Consider the following 19,622-nt stretch of genomic DNA (forward strand, 5'->3'; position numbering starts at 1 on the left):
CCATCGCACGCGTCGACGAGGATGCGCCAGCAGCCATTCTCTGTCGCAACCTGAGCGACCAGCACGCGTAGACTTCGGGGCAGCCCGGCCAACAGGGGCGGTGCGCAGGTGCGCACCGGTTGGGGGCGTGTCGCCATGGAAGACCTGTCGCCGTCGGACCTCAAGACGATCCTGCATTCCAAGCGGGCCAATCTCTACTACCTCCAGCATTGCCGCGTCCTGGTCAACGGCGGCCGGGTCGAATACGTCACCGACGCGGGCAAGCGATCGCTGTACTGGAACATCCCGATCGCCAACACCACCACGATCCTGCTCGGCACCGGCACCTCGGTAACGCAGGCGGCGATGCGCGAACTGGCCAAGGCTGGCGTGCTGGTCGGTTTCTGCGGTGGTGGCGGCACACCGCTGTTCACCGCCAACGAGATGGACGTCGAGGTGGCCTGGTTCTGTCCGCAGAGCGAGTACCGGCCGACCGAGTACCTGCAGGCCTGGGTGCGGTTCTGGTTCGACGACGACCTGCGCCTGGTAGCGGCCAAAGCCTTCCAGCAGGCGCGCGCACGACGCATTGGCGAGCAATGGCGGCATCGCGCGTTGCGCGAGGCCGGTTTCGCGCCGGATACCGGCCGGCTCGACGCGCTGCTCGCAAGCACCGCCAGGCAGATCGAGCTTGCCCAGGACAGCACCGCGCTGTTGACCGAGGAAGCGCGCCTGACCAAGGCACTGTTCAAGCTGGCGGTGGAGACGGTCGGCTATGGCGACTTCACCCGCGCCAAGCGCGGCACAGGTAGCGACCCGGCCAACCGCTTCCTCGACCACGGCAACTATCTGGCCTACGGCCTGGGCGCCACCGCCGCCTGGGTGCTGGGGCTGCCGCATGGGCTGGCGGTGCTGCACGGCAAGACCCGGCGCGGCGGGCTGGTGTTCGACGTGGCCGATCTGGTCAAGGACGCCAGCATCCTGCCCCAGGCCTTCATCTCGGCGATGCGCGGCGATGACGAACAGACCTTCCGCAGAGGTTGCATCGAAGCGCTGACACGCAGCGAGTCGCTGGACTTCATGATCGATACGCTCAAGGCGGTGGCGCTGGACACCGCCGCGCAGGTCAAGGCATGAACATCCTGCTGGTGTCCGAGTGCGACAAACGCGCACTGACCGAGACCCGGCGCATCCTGGACCAGTTCGCCGAACGCCGCGGCGAGCGCACGTGGCAGACGCCGATCACCCAGGCCGGATTGGACGCACTGCGCCGACTGCTGCGCAACACCGCACGCAAGAACACGGCGGTGGCCTGCCACTGGATCCGTGGACTGGACCACAGCGAACTGCTGTGGATCGTCGGCGATGCGCGCCGCTTCAATGCCGAGGGCGCGGTGCCCACCAACACCACCGCGCGCAACGTGCTGCGAGGGCGGGACGAGAACGACTGGCACAGCGCCGAGGACATCCGGCTGCTCGCCCAGCTGGCCGCCCTGCTGCACGACCTGGGCAAGGCCAGCCTCGCCTTCCAGCGACGCCTGCGCGGCCAGTTGCAGGAAAAGAACCTGTATCGCCACGAGTGGGTCTCGCTGCGGCTGTTCCAGGCCTTCGTCGGCGACGATGATGATGCCGGCTGGCTGGCGCGGCTCGCGGCCGGGGAGTACGACGAGAGCGCATGGATCGCGCAAGGCCGCTATCTGCGGGATGGCCTCGATGTCGGCATCGAACGCCACCCGTTCCGGCCTCTGCAGGCGCGCGCACCGCTGGCGGCCGCGGTGGCCTGGCTGATCGTCACCCATCATCGCCTGCCCGTGATCCCTGCGTGGAAAGAGGACGGCACCCAGGCCCTGCTGGGTCGGCGTGCCTCGGGGTTCAAGCAGGCCTGGCTCACCACGCCGTTGGCGGAGGTTGCGCACGACTGGAACGAGATGCGGCCCGCTCCCGACGCCGATGCGAAGCCGTATTGGGAACTGGCTGGCGAGCTGCCCGTCATCGCCCCGGCATGGCGCACGCAGGCGGCGCGACTTGCCCGCCGGCTCGTGGCCCTGCGCGGGCGACGCGACGGCGACTGGCTCGGCAATACCTACGTCATGCACCTGGCGCGGCTGTGCCTGATGCTGGCCGACCACCATTACTCCAGCCTGGGCGTGGACAAGACGGGTCAACCGGTTGCCGCGCGTCGGGGCTTCGTGCGGGGCGGGCAGACGCTCTTCGCCAATACCGCGAGGAACCGTCACGGCGAGCGCATCGCCAACCAGTCGCTGCTCGAACACCTGCTCGGCGTCGCCCACAGCGCCGGCCTGATCGCCCATGCCCTGCCCGGCTTCGAGCGTCATTTGCCACGGCTGGCCCAGCATCGCGGCCTGCGCAGGCGCAGTGCCGATCCGCGCTTCTCCTGGCAGGACAAGGCCTTCGATGCCGCGACCAGCCTGCGCGAGCAGGCCGCCGAACACGGCGCCTTCGTGGTCAACATGGCCTCCACCGGTTGCGGCAAGACCCTGGCCAATGCGCGCATCCTGTACGCCCTGGCGGATCCGCAGCTTGGCCTGCGCGCCAGCTACGCGCTCGGCCTGCGCACGCTGACCCTGCAGACCGGTCGCAGCTACCGCCATGACCTGCACCTGGGCGAGGACGAACTGGCGGTGCTGGTCGGCGGATCGGCCAGCCGCGCGCTGTTCGAATTCCACCAGCGCCAGGCCGAAGCCGGCGGCTCGGCTTCGGTGCAATCGCTGCTGGAAGAGGACAGCCGCGTGCTCTACGACGGCAACGTGGCCGACCACCCGCTGCTGTCGCGCGCCCTGACCGATGCCGACATCCGCAAGCTGTTGTCCGCGCCGATGCTGGTCTGCACGGTGGACCACCTGGCGCCCGCCACCGAGGCATTGCGCGCCGGGCGCCAGATCGCGCCGATGCTGCGCCTGATGAGCGCCGACCTGGTGCTGGACGAACTGGACGACTACGACCTCGACGATCTGCCGGCGCTGACGCGCCTGGTGCACTGGGCCGGCATGCTCGGCACGCGGGTGGTGCTGTCCTCGGCCACGCTGCCGCCGGCGCTGGTGGAGGGCATGTTCGTGGCCTACCAGGCCGGGCGCCGTCTCCATCGTCGCAATCGTGGCGCCGACGGTGGCCGCGATGAGGCGCTGGTCGAGGTGCCTTGCCTGTGGACAGACGAGTTCGGAGTCCACGTGCAGACCTGTCCTGACGATGCGACGTTCGCGGCGGGCCATCGGTCGTTCGTCGACAAGCGCGTGCGCAGGCTGGAACAAGCCGAACCACTGCGCCTGGCCGAAGTGATTCCGCTGCCCATCGTCGCGCAGCAACGCGAACGCATCCGCAGCGACTTCGCCACCCATCTGCTTAGCGCCTGCCAGCGTCTGCACGCCGATCACGCCAACATCGATCCGGTCAGCGGCAAGCGCGTCAGCTTCGGCATCGTGCGCATGGCGAACATCGATCGGCTGATCGATGTCGCCAGCGCCCTGTACGCGCAAGGCGCGCCGGAGGGGATGCGGATCCATCTGTGCGCCTACCATGCGCGGTTTCCGCTGGTGCAGCGCTCGGCGATCGAGCAGATGCTCGACACCGCGTTCAATCGCCGCGACCAGGACGCCGTCTGGCGAATGCCCACGGTGCGCGATGCGCTTGACTCGCATCCGGCGTCCGATCATCTGTTCGTGGTGCTCGCCTCGCCAGTGTGCGAAGTGGGCCGCGACTGGGATGCGGACTGGGCCGTCGTCGAACCCTCCTCGATGCGTTCACTGATCCAACTGGCCGGCCGCGTTCAACGGCACCGCCGCATCGCGCCCCGTACCGCGAACGTCCTGGTGTTCGACACCAATCTGAAAGCACTTGAATCGCCAGGCAGCGGAAGGCCCGCCTTCTGCCTGCCCGGATTCGAGAAGCGCACCGCGGACGAACGCTTTCTGCTGGCCTCGCACCGGCTCACCGACGTGCTGCGCGCGCAGGACTTCCGTCGCGTGGATGCCATCGCGCGGATCCGCCCGCGCGCCGAGGCCGACTGGCGGCCTCGCCACGACCTGGTCGATCTGGAGCAGGCCCGCATCGCCGCCAGCATGCGGCCGTACCTCGCGCCTGCGCCATCCGGTTCCTCACGCCGGGCGCCGCCGCCCTCGCCGGAGTCGGAAGCCGATCATGCGCCGCTGGCCTGGCGATACCCGCAGGCGGCGCTGACCGGCATGCTGCCGCAACAGCAGCCCTTCCGCAACGACCGCGAGCCCAAGGTCACGCTGGTATTCCTGCCAGGCGGGGAAGAGGACGAATGGATTCCACATCGTGTCGAGGACGCGTTGGAGCGCAGTGGCCAGTCGCCCCACGTGCCCGCGCGCGAACTGCTGCACGAGATCGCCTTGGACCCGGCACCGGGCATCGCCGTCTGGGGCGGTTTCGAACTGTCCGAGCTGCTGACCGAACAGGCCGAGGCCTTGGACCGCCCCCTGACCGCCATCGCACCGGCCTACTCCATGCTGCAGCTGCCGCCCAGCGCCCAGGGCTGGCGCTGGCATCGGTGGCTGGGCTTCACCCGCAGGCGCTGAGGCGGCTCAATGCCAGGGATCGACCAGCGCGATGCCGCAGTCCGCGAAATCCCGCACGTTGCGGGTCGCCAGGGTCGCGCCGTGCGCTTGGACGATGCCGGCGATCATCTCGTCCGATTGCGATACCAAGACCCCGCGTTTGCGCCGCGCCACGGCGATTCCGACGTGGGCATCGGCGGCACGGTCGTCGTAGGGAAGGAGCCGTCCGGACAGGCGTTCGTCGAGGAGGCGCGCCAGACCCTGGAGCAGCACCTGCTTGCGCCGGCCTTCGGGCATGCGGTGCACGCCGAACAGCAGCTCGAAGCGCGTGATGGAGGTGGTGAACAGCACGTCGCCGGGCTGCTGCGCCATCCAGGTCAGCACCCGGGTCTCGGGCGCAGGCTTGAATAGCTCCGAGATGACGTTGGTATCCAGCACGATCATGGGTCGTACTCGGCCCCGCTGAAGTCCGGCGGCTCACGCAGCGGTGTGCGCTGCGGAAGCTCCAGCTCGACGCCACCGAAAGGTTCGACCAGCGCTCGGATGTCCTCCACCAGCGAGCGTCCACTCGGTGGTTCGGTCTTGAGCGCGTTGCGCAGGATGCTGCGCGCCTCCTCCTCCATCGACTGCCCGTGCCGTGCCGCACGCAGGCGCAGGCGCGCCTTCAAATCGTCGTCGAGGTTGCGGATGGTCATGGTGGCCATGGGAAGCCCTCCGGGTAGTGACTGCAATGATTGCATTGTAGGCACTCCCGGAGGGAAGAACTGCCTGTTCGGCAGCAAGCGTGCTGCAAAAGGAGGAGCACAGTTTTCTGAGCTGCCTACGCGGCAGCGATAAACCGTTAATCAGCATACCAAGCAAGAGCACAGTGTTTTAAAAAGTAAGAGTACAGTGGATTGACAACCCTATTGCAACGTGGAATCTTTGGACTGCCTCAGCGCAGCTGGGGCTTGGGCTGGAATTGAACAGCCAGCCGGAACGGACCCGCGCTCAGACCAGAAAGGACTCATATGACCGAAGAGCTTCACCCCACTTCTCGGGCCGGGCGCTTTCGCCAGGCCATCGCCGCCTTCATCGAGGCCCGCCGCGCGGCCAAGCTGAAGGGACAGGAGGACGCGGCCGGGGCCGCGTCCAAGTACGACTACGCCACCTGGCTGGCCGATGCCGCGCGCCGGGTCGGGCAGATCCAGGCGGTCACCCACGTGCTCAAGGCCACCCATCCGGACGCGCGCGGCAGCAGCCTGCACGTCGCGCCGGGCGACCTGCCAGCGCACGCCGAGATCGGCAGCCATGTGCTGGGCGGGGACTATGCCGAGGATGTGGTCGGCAACGCGGCGGCGCTGGACGTGTTCAAGTTCCTCAAGGTCGAAGTCGAGGGCCGGCGCCTGCTCGATTGGATGCAGGCCGGCGACGCCGACCTGCTGGCCGCCCTGTCCGACGATGCCGCGCAGGCGGCGGGATGGACGCAGGCCTTCGGCGCGCTGGTGCGCGACGACCAGCGGCCTTCCTCGCATCCCATGGCCAAGCAGGTCTACTGGCTGGTTGGCGATGATCCGCTGGACGACGGCGGCTATCACGTGCTGCAACCGATGTTCTCCAGCACGCTGGCGCATGCGGTGCATGCCGAGATCCAGGACGCGCGCTTCGGCGAGGCCAACACGGCCGCGCGCCAGGCCTTCCGCGCCGGCGCGCCCTCGGAGGTCGTCTATCGCGACTATCGCGGTCTGGTCGCGCGCAAGCTGGGCGGCACCAAGCCGCAGAACATCTCCCAGCTCAATAGCGAACGCGGCGGCGTGAACTACCTGCTGCCGTCCTTGCCACCGCCCGCATGGGCGCCGCGCGGTACCAACCTGTTCAAGCGGAAGTCCGCCTTCGATGAGCTGCTGCGTTTCGGCGCGGTGCGCGAGCTGGTTTACGCACTGGCCGACTTTCTCAAGACCAATCCTGATCAGGTGGCGGACACCCAGAAGCGGCGCGACACCCTGGCCCAGGCGATCGCCGACGAACTGGGCATGTTCGGCGCGACGATCCGCGGCGGCTACGAACCAGGCTGGTCGCGCGACGCGGAATGCCAGCTGCCCGACTGCGAGCGGCTGTGGCTCGACCCGGGACGGTACGACCTGGACATCCGCCGCGACCCGCAGCATCCGGAGTGGACCACGGAGGACGAGACCTTCCGCCGCAAATACGACTGGGGCGACTGGCCCGACGAACTGGCCACCCGCTTCGGCCTGTGGCTCAACGACCAGCTGCGCAAGCGCGGAGGCGACACCCTGGTCGGGCTTAACGAACCGCAGATGCGCCATTGGGCCAAACAGGTGGTCCTCGATGTCGCCTGGCCGGTGCCCATGCAGCGCCGCGCGAACGGGGGTACGCCATGAGCGCCCTGCCCCGCTTCAACCATCTGCTGGTGCTGCCGCATCTGCGCGTGCAGAACGCCAATGCCATCTCCAGCCCGCTGACCCACGGCTTTCCCTCCATGACGGCCTTCCTGGGCCTGATGTGGGCGCTGGAGCGCAAGGCACGCCAGGCCGGACTGGCGCTGGAGTTCAATGCGGTCGGCGTGGTCAGCCATGGCTGGCAGGAGCAGGTGACCGAGGGCGGCTTCATCAAGTCCTTCCGCCTGACCCGCAACCCGGTGGACAAGGACGGCAGCACCGTCGCCATCGTCGAGGAAGGCCGCATCCACCTCGACCTGAGCCTGGTCCTGGCGATCCATGCCGAGCACTGGGACACACAGGCACAGGCGGCGGATGTCTCGCGCATCGCCGAGCTGGTGGCCGGCATGCGCGTGGCCGGCGGCAGCGTGTTGCCGCCGGCGCACCCCGTGGCGTGGCGCCAGCGCCCCTGGCTGGCCGACCTCACCGGCGACGAGGAGGGCAAGCGCAAGGCCTTCCGCGAGGTCTGCCTGCGACTGCTGCCGGGCTCGGCGCTGGTCGCACGCGATGACCTGCTCGATACGCGCCTGGCCCAGCTGCGCGAGGCCATGCCCGAGACCACGCGCCTGGATGCCTGGCTGTCGTTCGCGCGCCTCCATTGGCATCACGACCCGCAGGCGGACCACGGCAAGGGCCGCTGGGTCAGCGACCGCAGGAAGGGCAGCGGCTGGATCGTGCCGATCCCGGTGGGCTACGGCGCGCTCGGCCCCGTGCACGCCGCAGGCAGCGTGGCCCATGCCCGCGATGCCGCCACGCCGTTCCGCTTCGTCGAAAGCCTGTACTCCCTGGGCGAGTGGATCGGCACCCACCGCCTGCAGGCGCCGCACCACCTGCTCTGGTACGCCGACAGCCGCCCCGACGACGGCCTGTATCGCTGCCGCAACGACTACCGCCCTGCCGTCTCCTCGGCCGATCCACTCTCCGCTTGATGCCCATCACGACAAGGAATTCCACCATGGCAACCCAAGCCCTCAAGACCGCCTCCGTGCTCGCCTTCGAGCGCAAGCTCGACCCGTCCGATGCCCTGCTGTTCGCCGGCCCCTGGGAGCAGCGCGACGACAATGCCGGCTGGCAGCCGGTCCTCATCCGCGAGAAATCGGTGCGCGGCACCATTTCCAACCGCCTCAAGACCAGCGGCCAGGATCCGGCCAAGCTGGATGCGGCCATCCAGAATCCCAACCTGCAAACCGTGGACGTGGCCGCCCTGCCCGCCGACGCCGATACGCTGAAGGTGCAGTTCACCCTGCGCGTCCTCGGCGGCGTGGGCGATCCGTCCGCCTGCAACGACGCCGGCTATCGCCGCAAGCTGCTGGACACCGTGGCCGGCTACGTGCGCGAACACGGCCTGGGCGAATTGGCACGGCGCTACGCCGCCAATCTCGCCAACGGGCGTTTCCTCTGGCGCAATCGCATCGGCGCCGAGCAGGTCGAAATCCATGTGGCCCACCTGCAGGAAGGTCGGCCGGTCGCCGAGTGGCGCTTCGACGCGCTGACCCACGCCATGCCCACCCTGTCCGCGCCGCCGACGCAGGCCGCCTCCGTGAGCGCGCTGGCCGCGGTGATCGAAGCCGGTCTTGCCGGGGCGGCCCATGCGCTGCTGCGCGTCACGGCTTTCGTCCGCCTGGGCCATGGCCAGGAGGTGTTTCCCTCGCAGGAACTGATCCTGGACCGCGAACGTGGCGGCAAGAGCAAGACCTTGTATGCGGTCGGCGACGTGGCCGCCATCCACTCGCAGAAGATCGGCAACGCCGTGCGCACCATCGACACCTGGTATGCAGGCGTCGATGAGAACGGCGCCATCGCCGTGGAACCGTATGGGTCGGTCACGACCCAGGGCAAGGCGTATCGCCAGCCCAAGGAGAAGCAGGACTTCTACACCTTGCTGGACGCCTGGGTGCTCAAGGACAAGGCGCCGCCGGTCGAGCAGCAGCACTTCGTGATCGCCACGCTGGTGCGCGGCGGTGTCTTCGGCGAGGCGGGCTGATGCCATGACGACCCACTTCATCGACCTGCGCGTCCTGCCCGACCCGGAGACCGGGCCGGCGCAGCTGCTGGGCGCGCTGTACGACCGCCTGCACCTGGCCCTGGTCCGTCACCGCCGCGACGACATCGGCGTCAGCTTTCCCCACTACAGCCTCAACCCGCGCGCGCTGGGGTCCGTCCTGCGTCTGCATGGGACGGCCGAGGCCTTGCGCGGATTGATGGACACCGCCTGGCTGGGTGGCGTGCGTGACCACGTCCGTATCGGCGAACTGGCGCCCGCGCCCCCGCATGCCGAGCACCGCACCCTGCAGCGACGGCAGTTCAAGACCAGCGTCGAACGCCTGCGCCGCCGCCGCATGCAGCGCAAGGGCGAGACCGCCGAGCAGGCGGCCCATGCGATTCCCGAAAGTGTCCAGCGGCAACCCGACCTGCCCTACGTGCATCTGCGCAGCAGCAGCACCGCCCAGCCGTTCTGTCTGTTCCTCGCCCGCGGGCCGCTGCGCGAACAGCCCGTGCCAGGTCCCTTCAACAGCCACGGCCTGAGCAGCACCACAACCGTGCCCTGGTTCTGACCCTTTTCTCCGCGCCGGGCGGAGGCTCTTTGAAAATCAAGCGCTTGGCCACGACTCACCAGAAAGGGGGTCGTGGCTTTTCTGCGTCTATCCTTTGGAGATTCAGGGATTTAGGGAGAGAAGTGTCTAGTTCGCTGCCGTGTAGGCAGCTCAGAAAGCTGTGGGGCTTGGCGACACCGCCGTGATACTGTTCGCTGCCGTGTAGGCAGCTCAGAAATGACCGCAGAATTGGGCGTGTTCTGCGTCGACGTTCGCTGCCGTGTAGGCAGCTCAGAAAATTACGAACCATGCGGCCGCCAGTCCCTTGTAGTTCGCTGCCGTGTAGGCAGCTCAGAAAGGTACGTCTCGGTCGCCATCTACAACGGTGACGTTCGCTGCCGTGTAGGCAGCTCAGAAATCGGGGGTTCGGCGACTGAGGCTGCGCAAGCCGTTCGCTGCCGTGTAGGCAGCTCAGAAAATCGTCCCGCAGCAGGCGGCCGAGTTCGTCCTGTTCGCTGCCGTGTAGGCAGCTCAGAAACCTGCCAGAGCCACCCACCACCCAGCCCGAGAGTTCGCTGCCGTGTAGGCAGCTCAGAAAATCGCGGAGCTGGAGCGCGGAGGGATGCAGACGTTCGCTGCCGTGTAGGCAGCTCAGAAAAAGGCCCGACAGCCGCGCTCGCAACCTGCTCTGTTCGCTGCCGTGTAGGCAGCTCAGAAAAGAACGTGCCGGAGATGATCAAGGTCGCCGGCGTTCGCTGCCGTGTAGGCAGCTCAGAAAAGAAAGGTCCAGGCCAGCTAGCGGAGCCTCGAGTTCGCTGCCGTGTAGGCAGCTCAGAAACGAAGGAGCCGCGCTAAAGGCCGTGGCGAACGGTTCGCTGCCGTGTAGGCAGCTCAGAAACGACCCCGAAGGGGGAGGCGGCGGCATGACCCGTTCGCTGCCGTGTAGGCAGCTCAGAAATTCATGACTCTGGTAGGCAAGGTCCTGCCCATGTTCGCTGCCGTGTAGGCAGCTCAGAAAAATCATGTAACCAATTGTTCCCAATCGGAGTAGTTCGCTGCCGTGTAGGCAGCTCAGAAAAGGCCGAATTCGCGCACGATCTCAGTCATCTTGTTCGCTGCCGTGTAGGCAGCTCAGAAATGATCCGCAAGGGGAACGTGCAGGCGAACCGGGTTCGCTGCCGTGTAGGCAGCTCAGAAAAATGAGCGCGGCTCTGAATCAATTGTCGTTTCGTTCGCTGCCGTGTAGGCAGCTCAGAAATGTGGCCGGTTGCGCAACACCGTGACCTCCCAGTTCGCTGCCGTGTAGGCAGCTCAGAAAATAAAAGGCACGAACAACCATTTTTCCATCGTGTTCGCTGCCGTGTAGGCAGCTCAGAAAGCTTCGTCGTCCGGCTCACCGTCGCTGATCAGGTTCGCTGCCGTGTAGGCAGCTCAGAAATTCGATCGCCCGGGCCTGCGCCTATGCTGGTCGTTCGCTGCCGTGTAGGCAGCTCAGAAAACAACGCTGCGGTCCAGGTAGCCATTCCAGGCGTTCGCTGCCGTGTAGGCAGCTCAGAAAACTTGCCAGCGGTGCCGGAAGTCCGCCTCCTGGTTCGCTGCCGTGTAGGCAGCTCAGAAAGCCATCTGCAGGCGTGAGACCTCTACCGGGTAGTTCGCTGCCGTGTAGGCAGCTCAGAAAAACGTCACGCGCATCATCGAGGCGGTGCGCGGGTTCGCTGCCGTGTAGGCAGCTCAGAAAAGTGCCGCGTCGAGGCGATCCGGCCTGCGCAGGTTCGCTGCCGTGTAGGCAGCTCAGAAAATTGCGCTGTGCCGCCCTCTCACTTCGTCCGCGTTCGCTGCCGTGTAGGCAGCTCAGAAAACGACGGCTTGCCCTGCACGATGTAGAGGTTCGTTCGCTGCCGTGTAGGCAGCTCAGAAAGGCTCGGGATCGGCCGGCGGCTCGGAAGTCTGGTTCGCTGCCGTGTAGGCAGCTCAGAAATGATGCCGGTCCGGCCGCTGTGGCTTGGATCAAGTTCGCTGCCGCGTAGGCAGCTCAGAAATTCCAGGGCCAGGGTGCACTCGCCGGCAAGAGGTTCGCTGCCGCGTAGGCAGCTCAGAAAAGCTTCGATGGCCTGACCCTGCTCGAGGACACGTTCGCTGCCGCGTAGGCAGCTCAGAAAACACCCGGCGCAGGGGCGGCGGCCTTGGCGGCGTTCGCTGCCGCGTAGGCAGCTCAGAAAATGATCCAAGCGGCCGACCTGGCCGCCGCCCTGTTCGCTGCCGCGTAGGCAGCTCAGAAAGACCTTGAAGAAACCCTTTCCGGACTCGTACCGTTCGCTGCCGCGTAGGCAGCTCAGAAACGCAGTATCACGCTGTGCGACGAGATCCTCCGGTTCGCTGCCGCGTAGGCAGCTCAGAAAAGCGAAGGTGAACGTGGTCGACGCGGTCAGCAGTTCGCTGCCGCCTAGGCAGCTCAGAAATGGTATGGCAGACGCAAGGTATTTTCGTCGAAGTTCGCTGCCGCGTAGGCAGCTCAGAAACGTCTGCTTCGCCCTCAGCGCATACCCGGCGCGTTCGCTGCCGCGTAGGCAGCTCAGAAATTGTGGTCCAGGATTTCGCGGGCGATATCGCCGTTCGCTGCCGCGTAGGCAGCTCAGAAAATCTCCTGGTTCCACTCGGCCCAGGGGTCAAGGTTCGCTGCCGCGTAGGCAGCTCAGAAAATACCGGATACGGGCGGACGCGGTCACTCCGCGTTCGCTGCCGCGTAGGCAGCTCAGAAAGCATGTCCGAGCTGTCCCGCCGCGTGAGGCTGGTTCGCTGCCGTGTAGGCAGCTCAGAAATACGACAGCGACCTGGAAGACGGGACGCAGGCGTTCGCTGCCGTGTAGGCAGCTCAGAAACGGAGGTATTCGGGGCGCGGGTCGTGTAGGGAGTTCGCTGCCGCGTAGGCTGCTCAGAAACGGTGATGTCGGTGACCTGGGCAGCAATGACATGTTCGCTGCCGCGTAGGCTGCTCAGAAAATGAAGTGCGCCAGGCAGCGCAGCTCTAGGCCGTTCGCTGCCGCGTAGGCAGCTCAAAAATCGGCGGCGCTGACCACTTCCTCGTAGACCGTGTTCGCTGCCGCGTAGACAGCTCAGAAAATGAGCTTGTCGCTCTCGGAGAGGTCCGGCTTGTTCGCTGCCGTGTAGGCAGCTCAGAAAACGCTGCGCGCCCTGCTGCGCAACTCGCGGCAGTTCGCTGCCGCGTAGGCAGCTCAGAAACTCGTGTGGGCCGGCACCGTCGTGCGCGGGCTGTTCACTGCCGTCTAGGCAGCTCCGGAAATGGCCCTTGAACGCCTCGCTGTGTCCACAGGTCCGCGGCCGTGGAGGCACAGCGCAAGCTCAACCTGCTGTCAGTGATTCGTATGCTTGGTCAACATTGCCCTGCGCAGTAAAAAGCATTCGGTCGTGAGTGCGAGGCACCACAACACCCTCACCCCGCCGGCTCCGCAATGATCACCTCCACCCCCAGCCGCTGTAGTCCATCGCGCGTGGCAGCATCGATGCCGGCGTCGGTGATGATGGTCTGGACTTGCTCGAGTCTGGCGATGCGGTGCAGGCTGACCCTGCCGAACTTGGAGGCGTCGGTCAGCACGACCACGCGGCGGGCGTGTTCGACCATGCGCTGGTTGAGGCGGGCCTCGGATTCGTCGTGGGTGGTCAGGCCGAACTGCAGGTCCAGGCCGTCCACGCCGAGGAACAGGGTGTCGAAGCTGTAGGCGTTGAGGCTCAGCTCGGCCTGGCTGCCCTGCAGCGACAGCGACTGCTTGCGCAGCTGGCCGCCGGACAGCAGCACGTCGACGTCCGGCGCGGTGGCCAGTTCCCAGGCGATGTTCAGGCCGTTGGTCATCACCGACACGTCGTGATGGTCGTGCAGGTGGCGCGCCAGGGTCATCGTGGTCGAGCCGGAGTCGATGATGATGTTGTCGCCGGGCTTGACCAGCTGCGCGGCGCGCAGGCCGATGGAATCCTTCAGCGGCAGGTTGAGCGCGTCCTTCTCGTGGATGGGCCGTTCCTGCGGTGGCGTGCGCACCAGGTTGGCGCCGCCATGGGTGCGCGTGGCCAGGCCCTGGGCCTGGAAGTGGTTGAGGTCGGCGCGGATGGTCACCGCCGAGACGCCGAAGCGTTCGACCAGCTCGCCCACCTGCACGCCGCCCTGCTCGATCAGGGACTGCAGGATCTGCTGGCGGCGGGAGCGGGTGTTGCGCATGGCCATCGCGGGTGTGCCGGAGGGGCTCGGAAGCTTAGCCCGTCGCGTCGCTGGCGCGACGGGCGGCAGGCGACGGCGGCGGCGGCGAAGACATGGCGGGCTCCCCGGCTCTCACGACAAGGCCGGCTGGCAGGCCAGCAGGGCCGCGCCGCGCGCGCCGCCGGCATCGCCGAAGCGCGGCGGCACGATCGGCGGCACCTGCGCGCCGGCGAACAGGTGCGCGGCCACCGCAGCGGGCAGCAGCGCGTACAGCGGCGCGTATTGCGACAGCCCGCCGCCCAGCACGATCACGTGCGGGTCCAGGGCCAGCACCAGCGCGGCCAGGCTGTGGCCGAGCAGGTCGCGATGGATGTGCAGCGCCTGGCGCGCGCGCGCATCGCCGGCCTCGGCCAGTGCGATCACCGCGGCCGCATCGGGCGCCGCGCCGCCCAGGTGGCGCTCGAGCATGGCCAGGCCGCTGCCGGAGACATAGCGCTCCACGCAGCCCTGCAGGCCGCAGCCACAGGGCAGCAGCGGCAGGCCATGGCGCTGCAGCAGGTGGCCGGGCACGCTCCAGTGGCCCCATTCGCCGGCCAGGCCGTTGAAGCCGGTGATCAGCCGCCCGTCCACGCAGTAGCCGCCGCCCGCGCCGGTGCCGAGGATGGCGCCGAACATGCTCGGATAGCCCTGCGCGGCGCCGCCGTGGGCCTCGGACAGGGCGAAGCACTGCAGGTCGTTGCCGAAGGCCAGCGGCCGCGCCAGCCGCGCGCGCAGGTCGGCGGCGACGGTCTGCCCGGTCAGCGCCGGCACGTTGGCGCTGAGCTGGCGGCCGCTGCCGCGCTCGCGCACGCCCGGCAGCGCGATGCCGATGGCGCTGGTCGCCTGGCCCAGCGCGGCATCGGCCTGCGCGACCAGCGCCGCCACCACGTCGAGGAAGCCGGAGTAGTCGCCCTGCGGCGTGGCCACGCGCTGGCGCCAGCGCACCTGCGCGGCCGCATCGCAGGCCACCAGTTCGATCTTGGTGCCGCCGATGTCGATGCCGTAGCAGGCGGGCGATGCGTCAGCCATGGTGGATGGTGACGCCCTGCACGACGCGGTTGACGGTGCCGTCGGGGAAGGGATTGTCCGGGGTCAGCCCCAGCGCCGCCGAGCGCCGCAGCGCGTAGAGCTGGGCCAGGCCCAGCCACACCGGCGCCAGCCACGCATCGTCCAGCGCCGGCGTGGTCGCCGGCACGGTCAGGGTGAAGTCGTCGTCGGCCCCGATGTCGGCGTGCGGGCCGATCGCCAGCACCTGGCCGGCCACGCCGTCGCGGCGCAGTTCGGCCAGCAGGTCCTGCTCGTAGCGGCGCGCCAGCGGCTGCACGCTGCGCAGCACGATCACCAGGGTGCGCGCATCCAGCGTGGACTTGGGGCCGTGGCGGAAGCCCAGCGGCGTATTGGCCAGCGCCAGCACGCGCCCGGCGGAGAGTTCGAGCACCTTCAGCGCCGCCTCGCGCGCCAGCGCCTCCAGCGGCCCGCTGGCCAGATAGATCACCCGCTCGAACGAGCGCGCGGCCAACGCCGCCACCGGCGCGTCCCACTGCGCCAGGCCCTGGCGCGCCAGCGCGGCCACCTGGTGCAGGCGCGCGCCGCGCGTGTCCACATCGCCGCGGTCGAACACCGCCAGCGCCGCCAGCAGCATGCAGGTCAGGCTGCTGGTCATGGCGAAGGCCTGATCGCAACTGGCCGGCGGCATCAGCAGGGTGAAGGTATCGGCCCGCCCGGCGCCGCGCCGCGCCAGCTCGCCCTGGGCGTTGCAGGTGATGTCGAGGAAGCGCGCCTGGTCCACGCTGGCGCGCACCAGTTCGACCGCCGCCACGCTCTCCGGGCTGGACCCGCTGCGGCCGAAGGACACCAGCAGGGTCGGCCGCTCGCGCTCCAGGTAGAGCGCCGGATGGGTCAGCAGGTTGGTGGTGTGCAGGGCCCGCACTTCGGCCGGCCACTGCGCGTTGATCGTGTCGGCCACCATCTCGGCGATGAAGCCCGAGCTGCCCGCGCCGGTGAACAGCACGCGCTGCCGCGGGTCGGTCAGCGCATCGCCCAGGAAGGCCTGCAGCTGCGGCCAGCTCTGGGCGAGGGTCTGGGCCAGCGCCTCCCACAGCGCCGGCTGCTGGGCGATCTCGGCCGCCGTGTGCGCGCCTCCCAGGCGCTGCCAGGCGGGGGCATCGGAAAGCGGAATCAGGTCCATGCAAGCATCCAGTTGGGCCGGCGCAACATCCCGTCTTCCTTTCGAAATGTCAAATAACGAAAGAAAATGAAAAGGTTCTCCATTGCATGCACCTCACAGTAGGCGGGTCGTCGCTGCTCCAGTGCATCAATCGAGCCAGCGTTGGACGGCTCAACTCGGGAGGCGCCAGCAAAGCGAAACTATCTCGCCGGCCAATCTTTCTTTTCAGCACGCGATTAGTTGCTTTTGCCTTTCATTTCGTTGACACCTTTCGAAATACTGCCGTACAGTCGGCGGCGAACTGCAATTCGCACGTCGGTTGAACCGGCAAACGGAGCCTTCCAGGTGCAAGTCCGAGCCCCGCGATCGCCGCTGCGTGCCACCCTCCTGTCAGCGCTGCTGCTGGCCTCCGGTGCGGCCGGGGCCATGTCGATCGGCAACGTGCGGTCGGTCAGCGCGCAGGGCGAGCACGCCTGGCTGCTGCGCACCGACAACGGCGGGGTGATGCGCATCGAGGTGGTCGCCGCCGACATCGTGCGCGTGCAGGCCGGGCGCGACGGCAGGCTAACCGGCGCCGGCGACAAGGCGACGCCGATCGTGCTGCCGCAGCCGGCCACCGCCGCGCAGGCGCGCCTGGAGGAAGACGCCCAGGAGCTGCGCGTGCGCACCGATGCGCTGGTGCTGCACGTGCAGCGCGCGCCCCTGCGCCTGCGCCTGGAGCGGCTGGACCAGGGCCGGGCGGTGGCGCTGTGGCAGGAGCTGCAGCCGCTCGACCTGGACCAGGACCGCAGCGTGCAGGTGCTGTCCTCGCAGCCGGACGAAGGCTTCTACGGCGGCGGCCAGCAGAACGGGCGCTACCAGTTCAAGGGCCGCGAGCTGGAGATCTCCTACTCCGGCGGCTGGGAGGACGGCGACCGGCCCAGCCCGGCGCCGATGCTGCTCAGCGACCGCGGCTGGGGCATGTTGCGCAACACCTGGCGCGACGGCGACTACGACCTGCGCCAGCCCGACCAGGCCACGCTGCTGCATCGCGAGGACCGCTTCGACGCCTATTACTTCGTCGGTGCCGGCCTGCCGCAGCTGGTGGAGCGCTACACCCGGCTCACCGGCCGGCCCACCCTGCTGGCGCGCTGGGCGCTGTCCTACGGCGATGCCGATTGCTACAACGATGGCGACAACGCCAGGAAGCCCGGCACCGTGCCCGACGGCTGGCACGACGGCCCCACCGGCACCACGCCCGACGTGATCGACACGGTGGCGCGCCAGTACCGCGCGCACGACATGCCCGGCGGCTGGATCCTGCCCAACGACGGCTACGGCTGCGGCTACACCCAGCTGCCGCAGGTCGTGCAGGGCCTGGCCAGGTACGGCTTCAGGACCGGGCTGTGGACCGAGAACGGCGTGGACAAGATCGCCTGGGAGGTCGGCACCGCCGGCAGCCGGGTGCAGAAGCTGGACGTGGCCTGGACCGGCAAGGGCTACCAGTTCGCCATGGACGCCAACCGCGCGGCCTACCAGGGCATCCTGGACAATTCCGACTCGCGCCCGTTCCTGTGGACGGTGATGGGCTGGGCCGGCATCCAGCGCTACGCGGTGGCCTGGACGGGCGACCAGAGCGGCAGCTGGGACTACATCGCCTGGCATATCCCCACGCTGATCGGCTCGGGACTGTCGGGGCTGGCCTACGCCACCGGCGATGTGGACGGCATCTTCGGCGGCAGCGCCGAGACCTACACCCGCGACCTGCAGTGGAAGGCGTTCACGCCGGTGCTGATGGGCATGTCCGGCTGGTCGGCCAACGACCGCAAGCACCCGTGGTGGTTCGACGAACCCTATCGCAGCATCAACCGCGCCGCGCTCAAGCTGAAGATGCGCCTGACGCCGTACATGTACGGGCTGGTGCACGAGGCCGCGCAGACCGGCGCGCCGCCGGTGCGCGGGCTGATGTGGGACTTCCCCGGCGACCCGCATGCGCACGATGAGACCTACAAGCACCAGTTCCTGCTCGGCCGCGACCTGCTGATCGCGCCGGTCTACCGCAGCCAGGCCGCCAGCCGCGGCTGGCGCCGCGACATCCACCTGCCGGCCGGCACCTGGATCGACTACTGGGACGGCCGCCGCGTGCAGGCCGGCGCGCAGGGGCGGCAGCTGGACCGCCAGGTCGATCTGGCCACGCTGCCGGTGTTCGTGCGCGCCGGGGCGATCGTGCCGATGTATCCGGAGATGCTGTTCGACGGGCAGAAGCCGCTGGACGAGGTGACCTTCGACCTGTATCCGCAGGGCGACTCGCAGTACACGCTGTACGAGGACGACGGCAGCACGCGCCGCTACCAGCAGGGCGAATCGAGCACGCAGGACGTCGTCGTGCACGCTCCGGAGCAGGGCGCCGACCCGGTGCGGGTGGAGCTCGGCGCGGTGCAGGGCCAGTACCAGGGCCAGCTGGCGCAGCGCCGCTACGCCTTGCGCGTGTCCAGCCGGCAGGCGCCGCGCGCCGTGCGGCTCGATGGTCGCGCACTGCCGCACGTGGCCGATGCCGCCGCGCTGGAACGCGCGACCGAAGGCTGGTCCTTCGACGCCGCCGAGCGCCGCGGCACGCTGCACGTGCGCACCGCGGCGGTGGATATCCGCACGGCGCTGGCGCTGGAGCTGGACTTCCCCGTCGCGCCCGCGCCGGCCGACGATGCCTACCCGGCCGCGCCGGAGCTGGGCCGCGCACTGCCGGCCGACAGCCTGCTGGTCGTCAACCGACCGGCCGAGGAGCCCGGGCAGCCGCTGGAGAACGCCTTCGACGACGACCCCGGCACCTGGTTCCGCACCGTGCGCAACCAGGCCGTGCGCACCGGCGCGCACGAGTGGGTGGTCGGCTTCGGCGAGCGCAAGCTGATCGACGGCATCGAACTGGCCCCGCGCAACGACGCCAACTGGAAACATGGCCAGGTGCGCGACTACGAGGTCTACCTGGCCGACAGCAACGGCGAATGGGGCGCGCCGGTCGCGCGCGGCACGCTCAAACTGGCGCAGGGCACCCAGCGCATCGACTTCCCCGCCCACGCCGGGCGCCTGCTGCGCTTCCGCGTGCTCAGCGTGCAGAACCCGGAGGGCGACGGCGCCTCGGCCACCGATCCGATGGTGCTGGCCGCCCAGGGTGGCGGCGGCGCGCGCGCCATCGATGCGCTGCAGCCGCGCGATGTCGGGCCGATCACCCTGTCCACCTTCCACATCCTCGAACACGTCGAACGCGAGCGCCCCGCCCAGCAGCGCTTCCTGTCCGAGCTGCCGCTGCCGGCGGCGCTGGCCGGCCGGGTCATGCCCGACCGCGCGCTGCGCGGCGGCGAGCTGCGCATGAACGGCCTGCTGTTCCGCCGCGGGCTGGGCGTGGGCCCCGACAGCCGCATCGACCTGGCGCTCAAGGGCCAGTGGCGCCTGCTGCGCGCCGACCTGGGCATCGACGATGCCTGTCGCCAGGCCGGTGGGCTGCAGTTCCAGGTGTTCGGCGACGGCCGCCTGCTCTACGACAGCGGGCTGGTCCAGGCGCCGGGCGTGGTCAAGCCCGAGCTGGACATCCGCGGCCTGTCGACCCTGAGCCTGCGCACCACCGGCGCGACCGGCGCCTCCCCGTCCCAGGTCTGCGCCGACTGGGCCAATGCCGTACTGATCGGCCAGGAGGGCGACACCGCCAGCGTCCTGCGCCCATGACCCCCGCGTAACACCGCTCTGCCCCGCCCT

The 19,622-nt window shown here is 68.6% G+C and carries 12 protein-coding genes and 1 CRISPR repeat array; of the genes, 7 read left to right on the top strand and 5 right to left on the bottom strand.

Going from position 1 to position 19,622, the window contains the following annotated elements:
• Positions 1-135: 135 nt before the first annotated feature.
• Both cas1f and cas3f read left to right on the top strand, forming a co-directional pair.
• A complete protein-coding gene (cas1f, locus tag ACFJIT_RS15075; protein ID WP_379654098.1) occupies positions 136-1,113 on the top strand; it encodes a type I-F CRISPR-associated endonuclease Cas1f in 978 nt (325 codons plus the stop codon).
• On the top strand, positions 1,017-4,532 hold the full coding sequence (gene cas3f / locus ACFJIT_RS15080; protein ID WP_379654099.1) for a type I-F CRISPR-associated helicase Cas3f: 3,516 nt from the start codon (positions 1,017-1,019) through the stop codon (positions 4,530-4,532). The genes cas1f and cas3f overlap by 97 nt, the downstream gene beginning before the upstream one ends.
• 6 nt (positions 4,533-4,538) lie before the next feature.
• Here cas3f and ACFJIT_RS15085 read toward each other — a convergent pair whose 3' ends face one another.
• Positions 4,539-4,955, bottom strand: coding sequence for a type II toxin-antitoxin system VapC family toxin (locus tag ACFJIT_RS15085; protein ID WP_379654100.1), 417 nt, complete (start codon positions 4,953-4,955; stop codon positions 4,539-4,541).
• Positions 4,952-5,215 carry a plasmid stabilization protein gene (locus ACFJIT_RS15090; protein ID WP_379654101.1) on the bottom strand — a complete coding sequence of 88 codons (264 nt, stop codon included), beginning with the start codon at positions 5,213-5,215 and terminating at the stop codon, positions 4,952-4,954. The genes ACFJIT_RS15085 and ACFJIT_RS15090 overlap by 4 nt, the downstream gene beginning before the upstream one ends.
• Before the next feature lie 306 nt (positions 5,216-5,521).
• On the opposite strand from ACFJIT_RS15090, the gene csy1 reads away from it, so the two are divergent.
• The 4 genes from csy1 to cas6f are packed head-to-tail and all read left to right on the top strand — an operon-like array spanning position 5,522 to position 9,504.
• Positions 5,522-6,892: a type I-F CRISPR-associated protein Csy1 gene (gene csy1 / locus ACFJIT_RS15095; RefSeq protein ID WP_379654102.1), complete on the top strand. Its 1,371-nt coding sequence runs from the start codon at positions 5,522-5,524 to the stop codon at positions 6,890-6,892.
• Entirely contained in the window at positions 6,889-7,878 is a 990-nt protein-coding gene (gene csy2, locus ACFJIT_RS15100; RefSeq protein ID WP_379654103.1) for a type I-F CRISPR-associated protein Csy2, read from the top strand. The genes csy1 and csy2 overlap by 4 nt, the downstream gene beginning before the upstream one ends.
• A gap of 26 nt (positions 7,879-7,904) precedes the next feature.
• Positions 7,905-8,933 (top strand): type I-F CRISPR-associated protein Csy3, encoded by a 1,029-nt coding sequence (gene csy3 / locus ACFJIT_RS15105; RefSeq protein WP_379654104.1) that lies wholly within the window; start codon positions 7,905-7,907, stop codon positions 8,931-8,933.
• A 4-nt stretch (positions 8,934-8,937) separates the two neighbouring features.
• Positions 8,938-9,504 carry a type I-F CRISPR-associated endoribonuclease Cas6/Csy4 gene (gene cas6f / locus ACFJIT_RS15110; RefSeq protein WP_379654105.1) on the top strand — a complete coding sequence of 189 codons (567 nt, stop codon included), beginning with the start codon at positions 8,938-8,940 and terminating at the stop codon, positions 9,502-9,504.
• A 129-nt stretch (positions 9,505-9,633) separates the two neighbouring features.
• A CRISPR array of direct repeats spans positions 9,634-12,783; the repeat unit is 28 nt; unit sequence GTTCGCTGCCGTGTAGGCAGCTCAGAAA.
• Positions 12,784-12,934: 151 nt separating this feature from the next.
• On the opposite strand, the gene ACFJIT_RS15115 is transcribed toward cas6f, so the two are convergent.
• From ACFJIT_RS15115 to ACFJIT_RS15125, 3 genes are all read right to left on the bottom strand, one after another.
• Entirely contained in the window at positions 12,935-13,711 is a 777-nt protein-coding gene (locus ACFJIT_RS15115) for a DeoR family transcriptional regulator (RefSeq protein WP_379654106.1), read from the bottom strand.
• Between the two features lie 111 nt (positions 13,712-13,822).
• Entirely contained in the window at positions 13,823-14,758 is a 936-nt protein-coding gene (locus ACFJIT_RS15120) for an ROK family protein (protein ID WP_379654107.1), read from the bottom strand.
• Complete coding sequence (locus ACFJIT_RS15125; protein ID WP_379654108.1) at positions 14,751-15,917, bottom strand: SIS domain-containing protein; 1,167 nt, start codon at positions 15,915-15,917, stop codon at positions 14,751-14,753. The genes ACFJIT_RS15120 and ACFJIT_RS15125 overlap by 8 nt, the downstream gene beginning before the upstream one ends.
• Before the next feature lie 405 nt (positions 15,918-16,322).
• On the opposite strand from ACFJIT_RS15125, the gene ACFJIT_RS15130 reads away from it, so the two are divergent.
• Positions 16,323-19,592 (top strand): TIM-barrel domain-containing protein, encoded by a 3,270-nt coding sequence (locus ACFJIT_RS15130; protein ID WP_379655784.1) that lies wholly within the window; start codon positions 16,323-16,325, stop codon positions 19,590-19,592.
• The last annotated feature ends 30 nt before the right edge of the window (positions 19,593-19,622 follow it).

Origin of the sequence: Pseudoxanthomonas sp. UC19_8 (assembly GCF_042700505.1) — a bacterium.
Classification (GTDB): Bacteria; Pseudomonadota; Gammaproteobacteria; order Xanthomonadales; family Xanthomonadaceae; genus Pseudoxanthomonas_A; species Pseudoxanthomonas_A winnipegensis.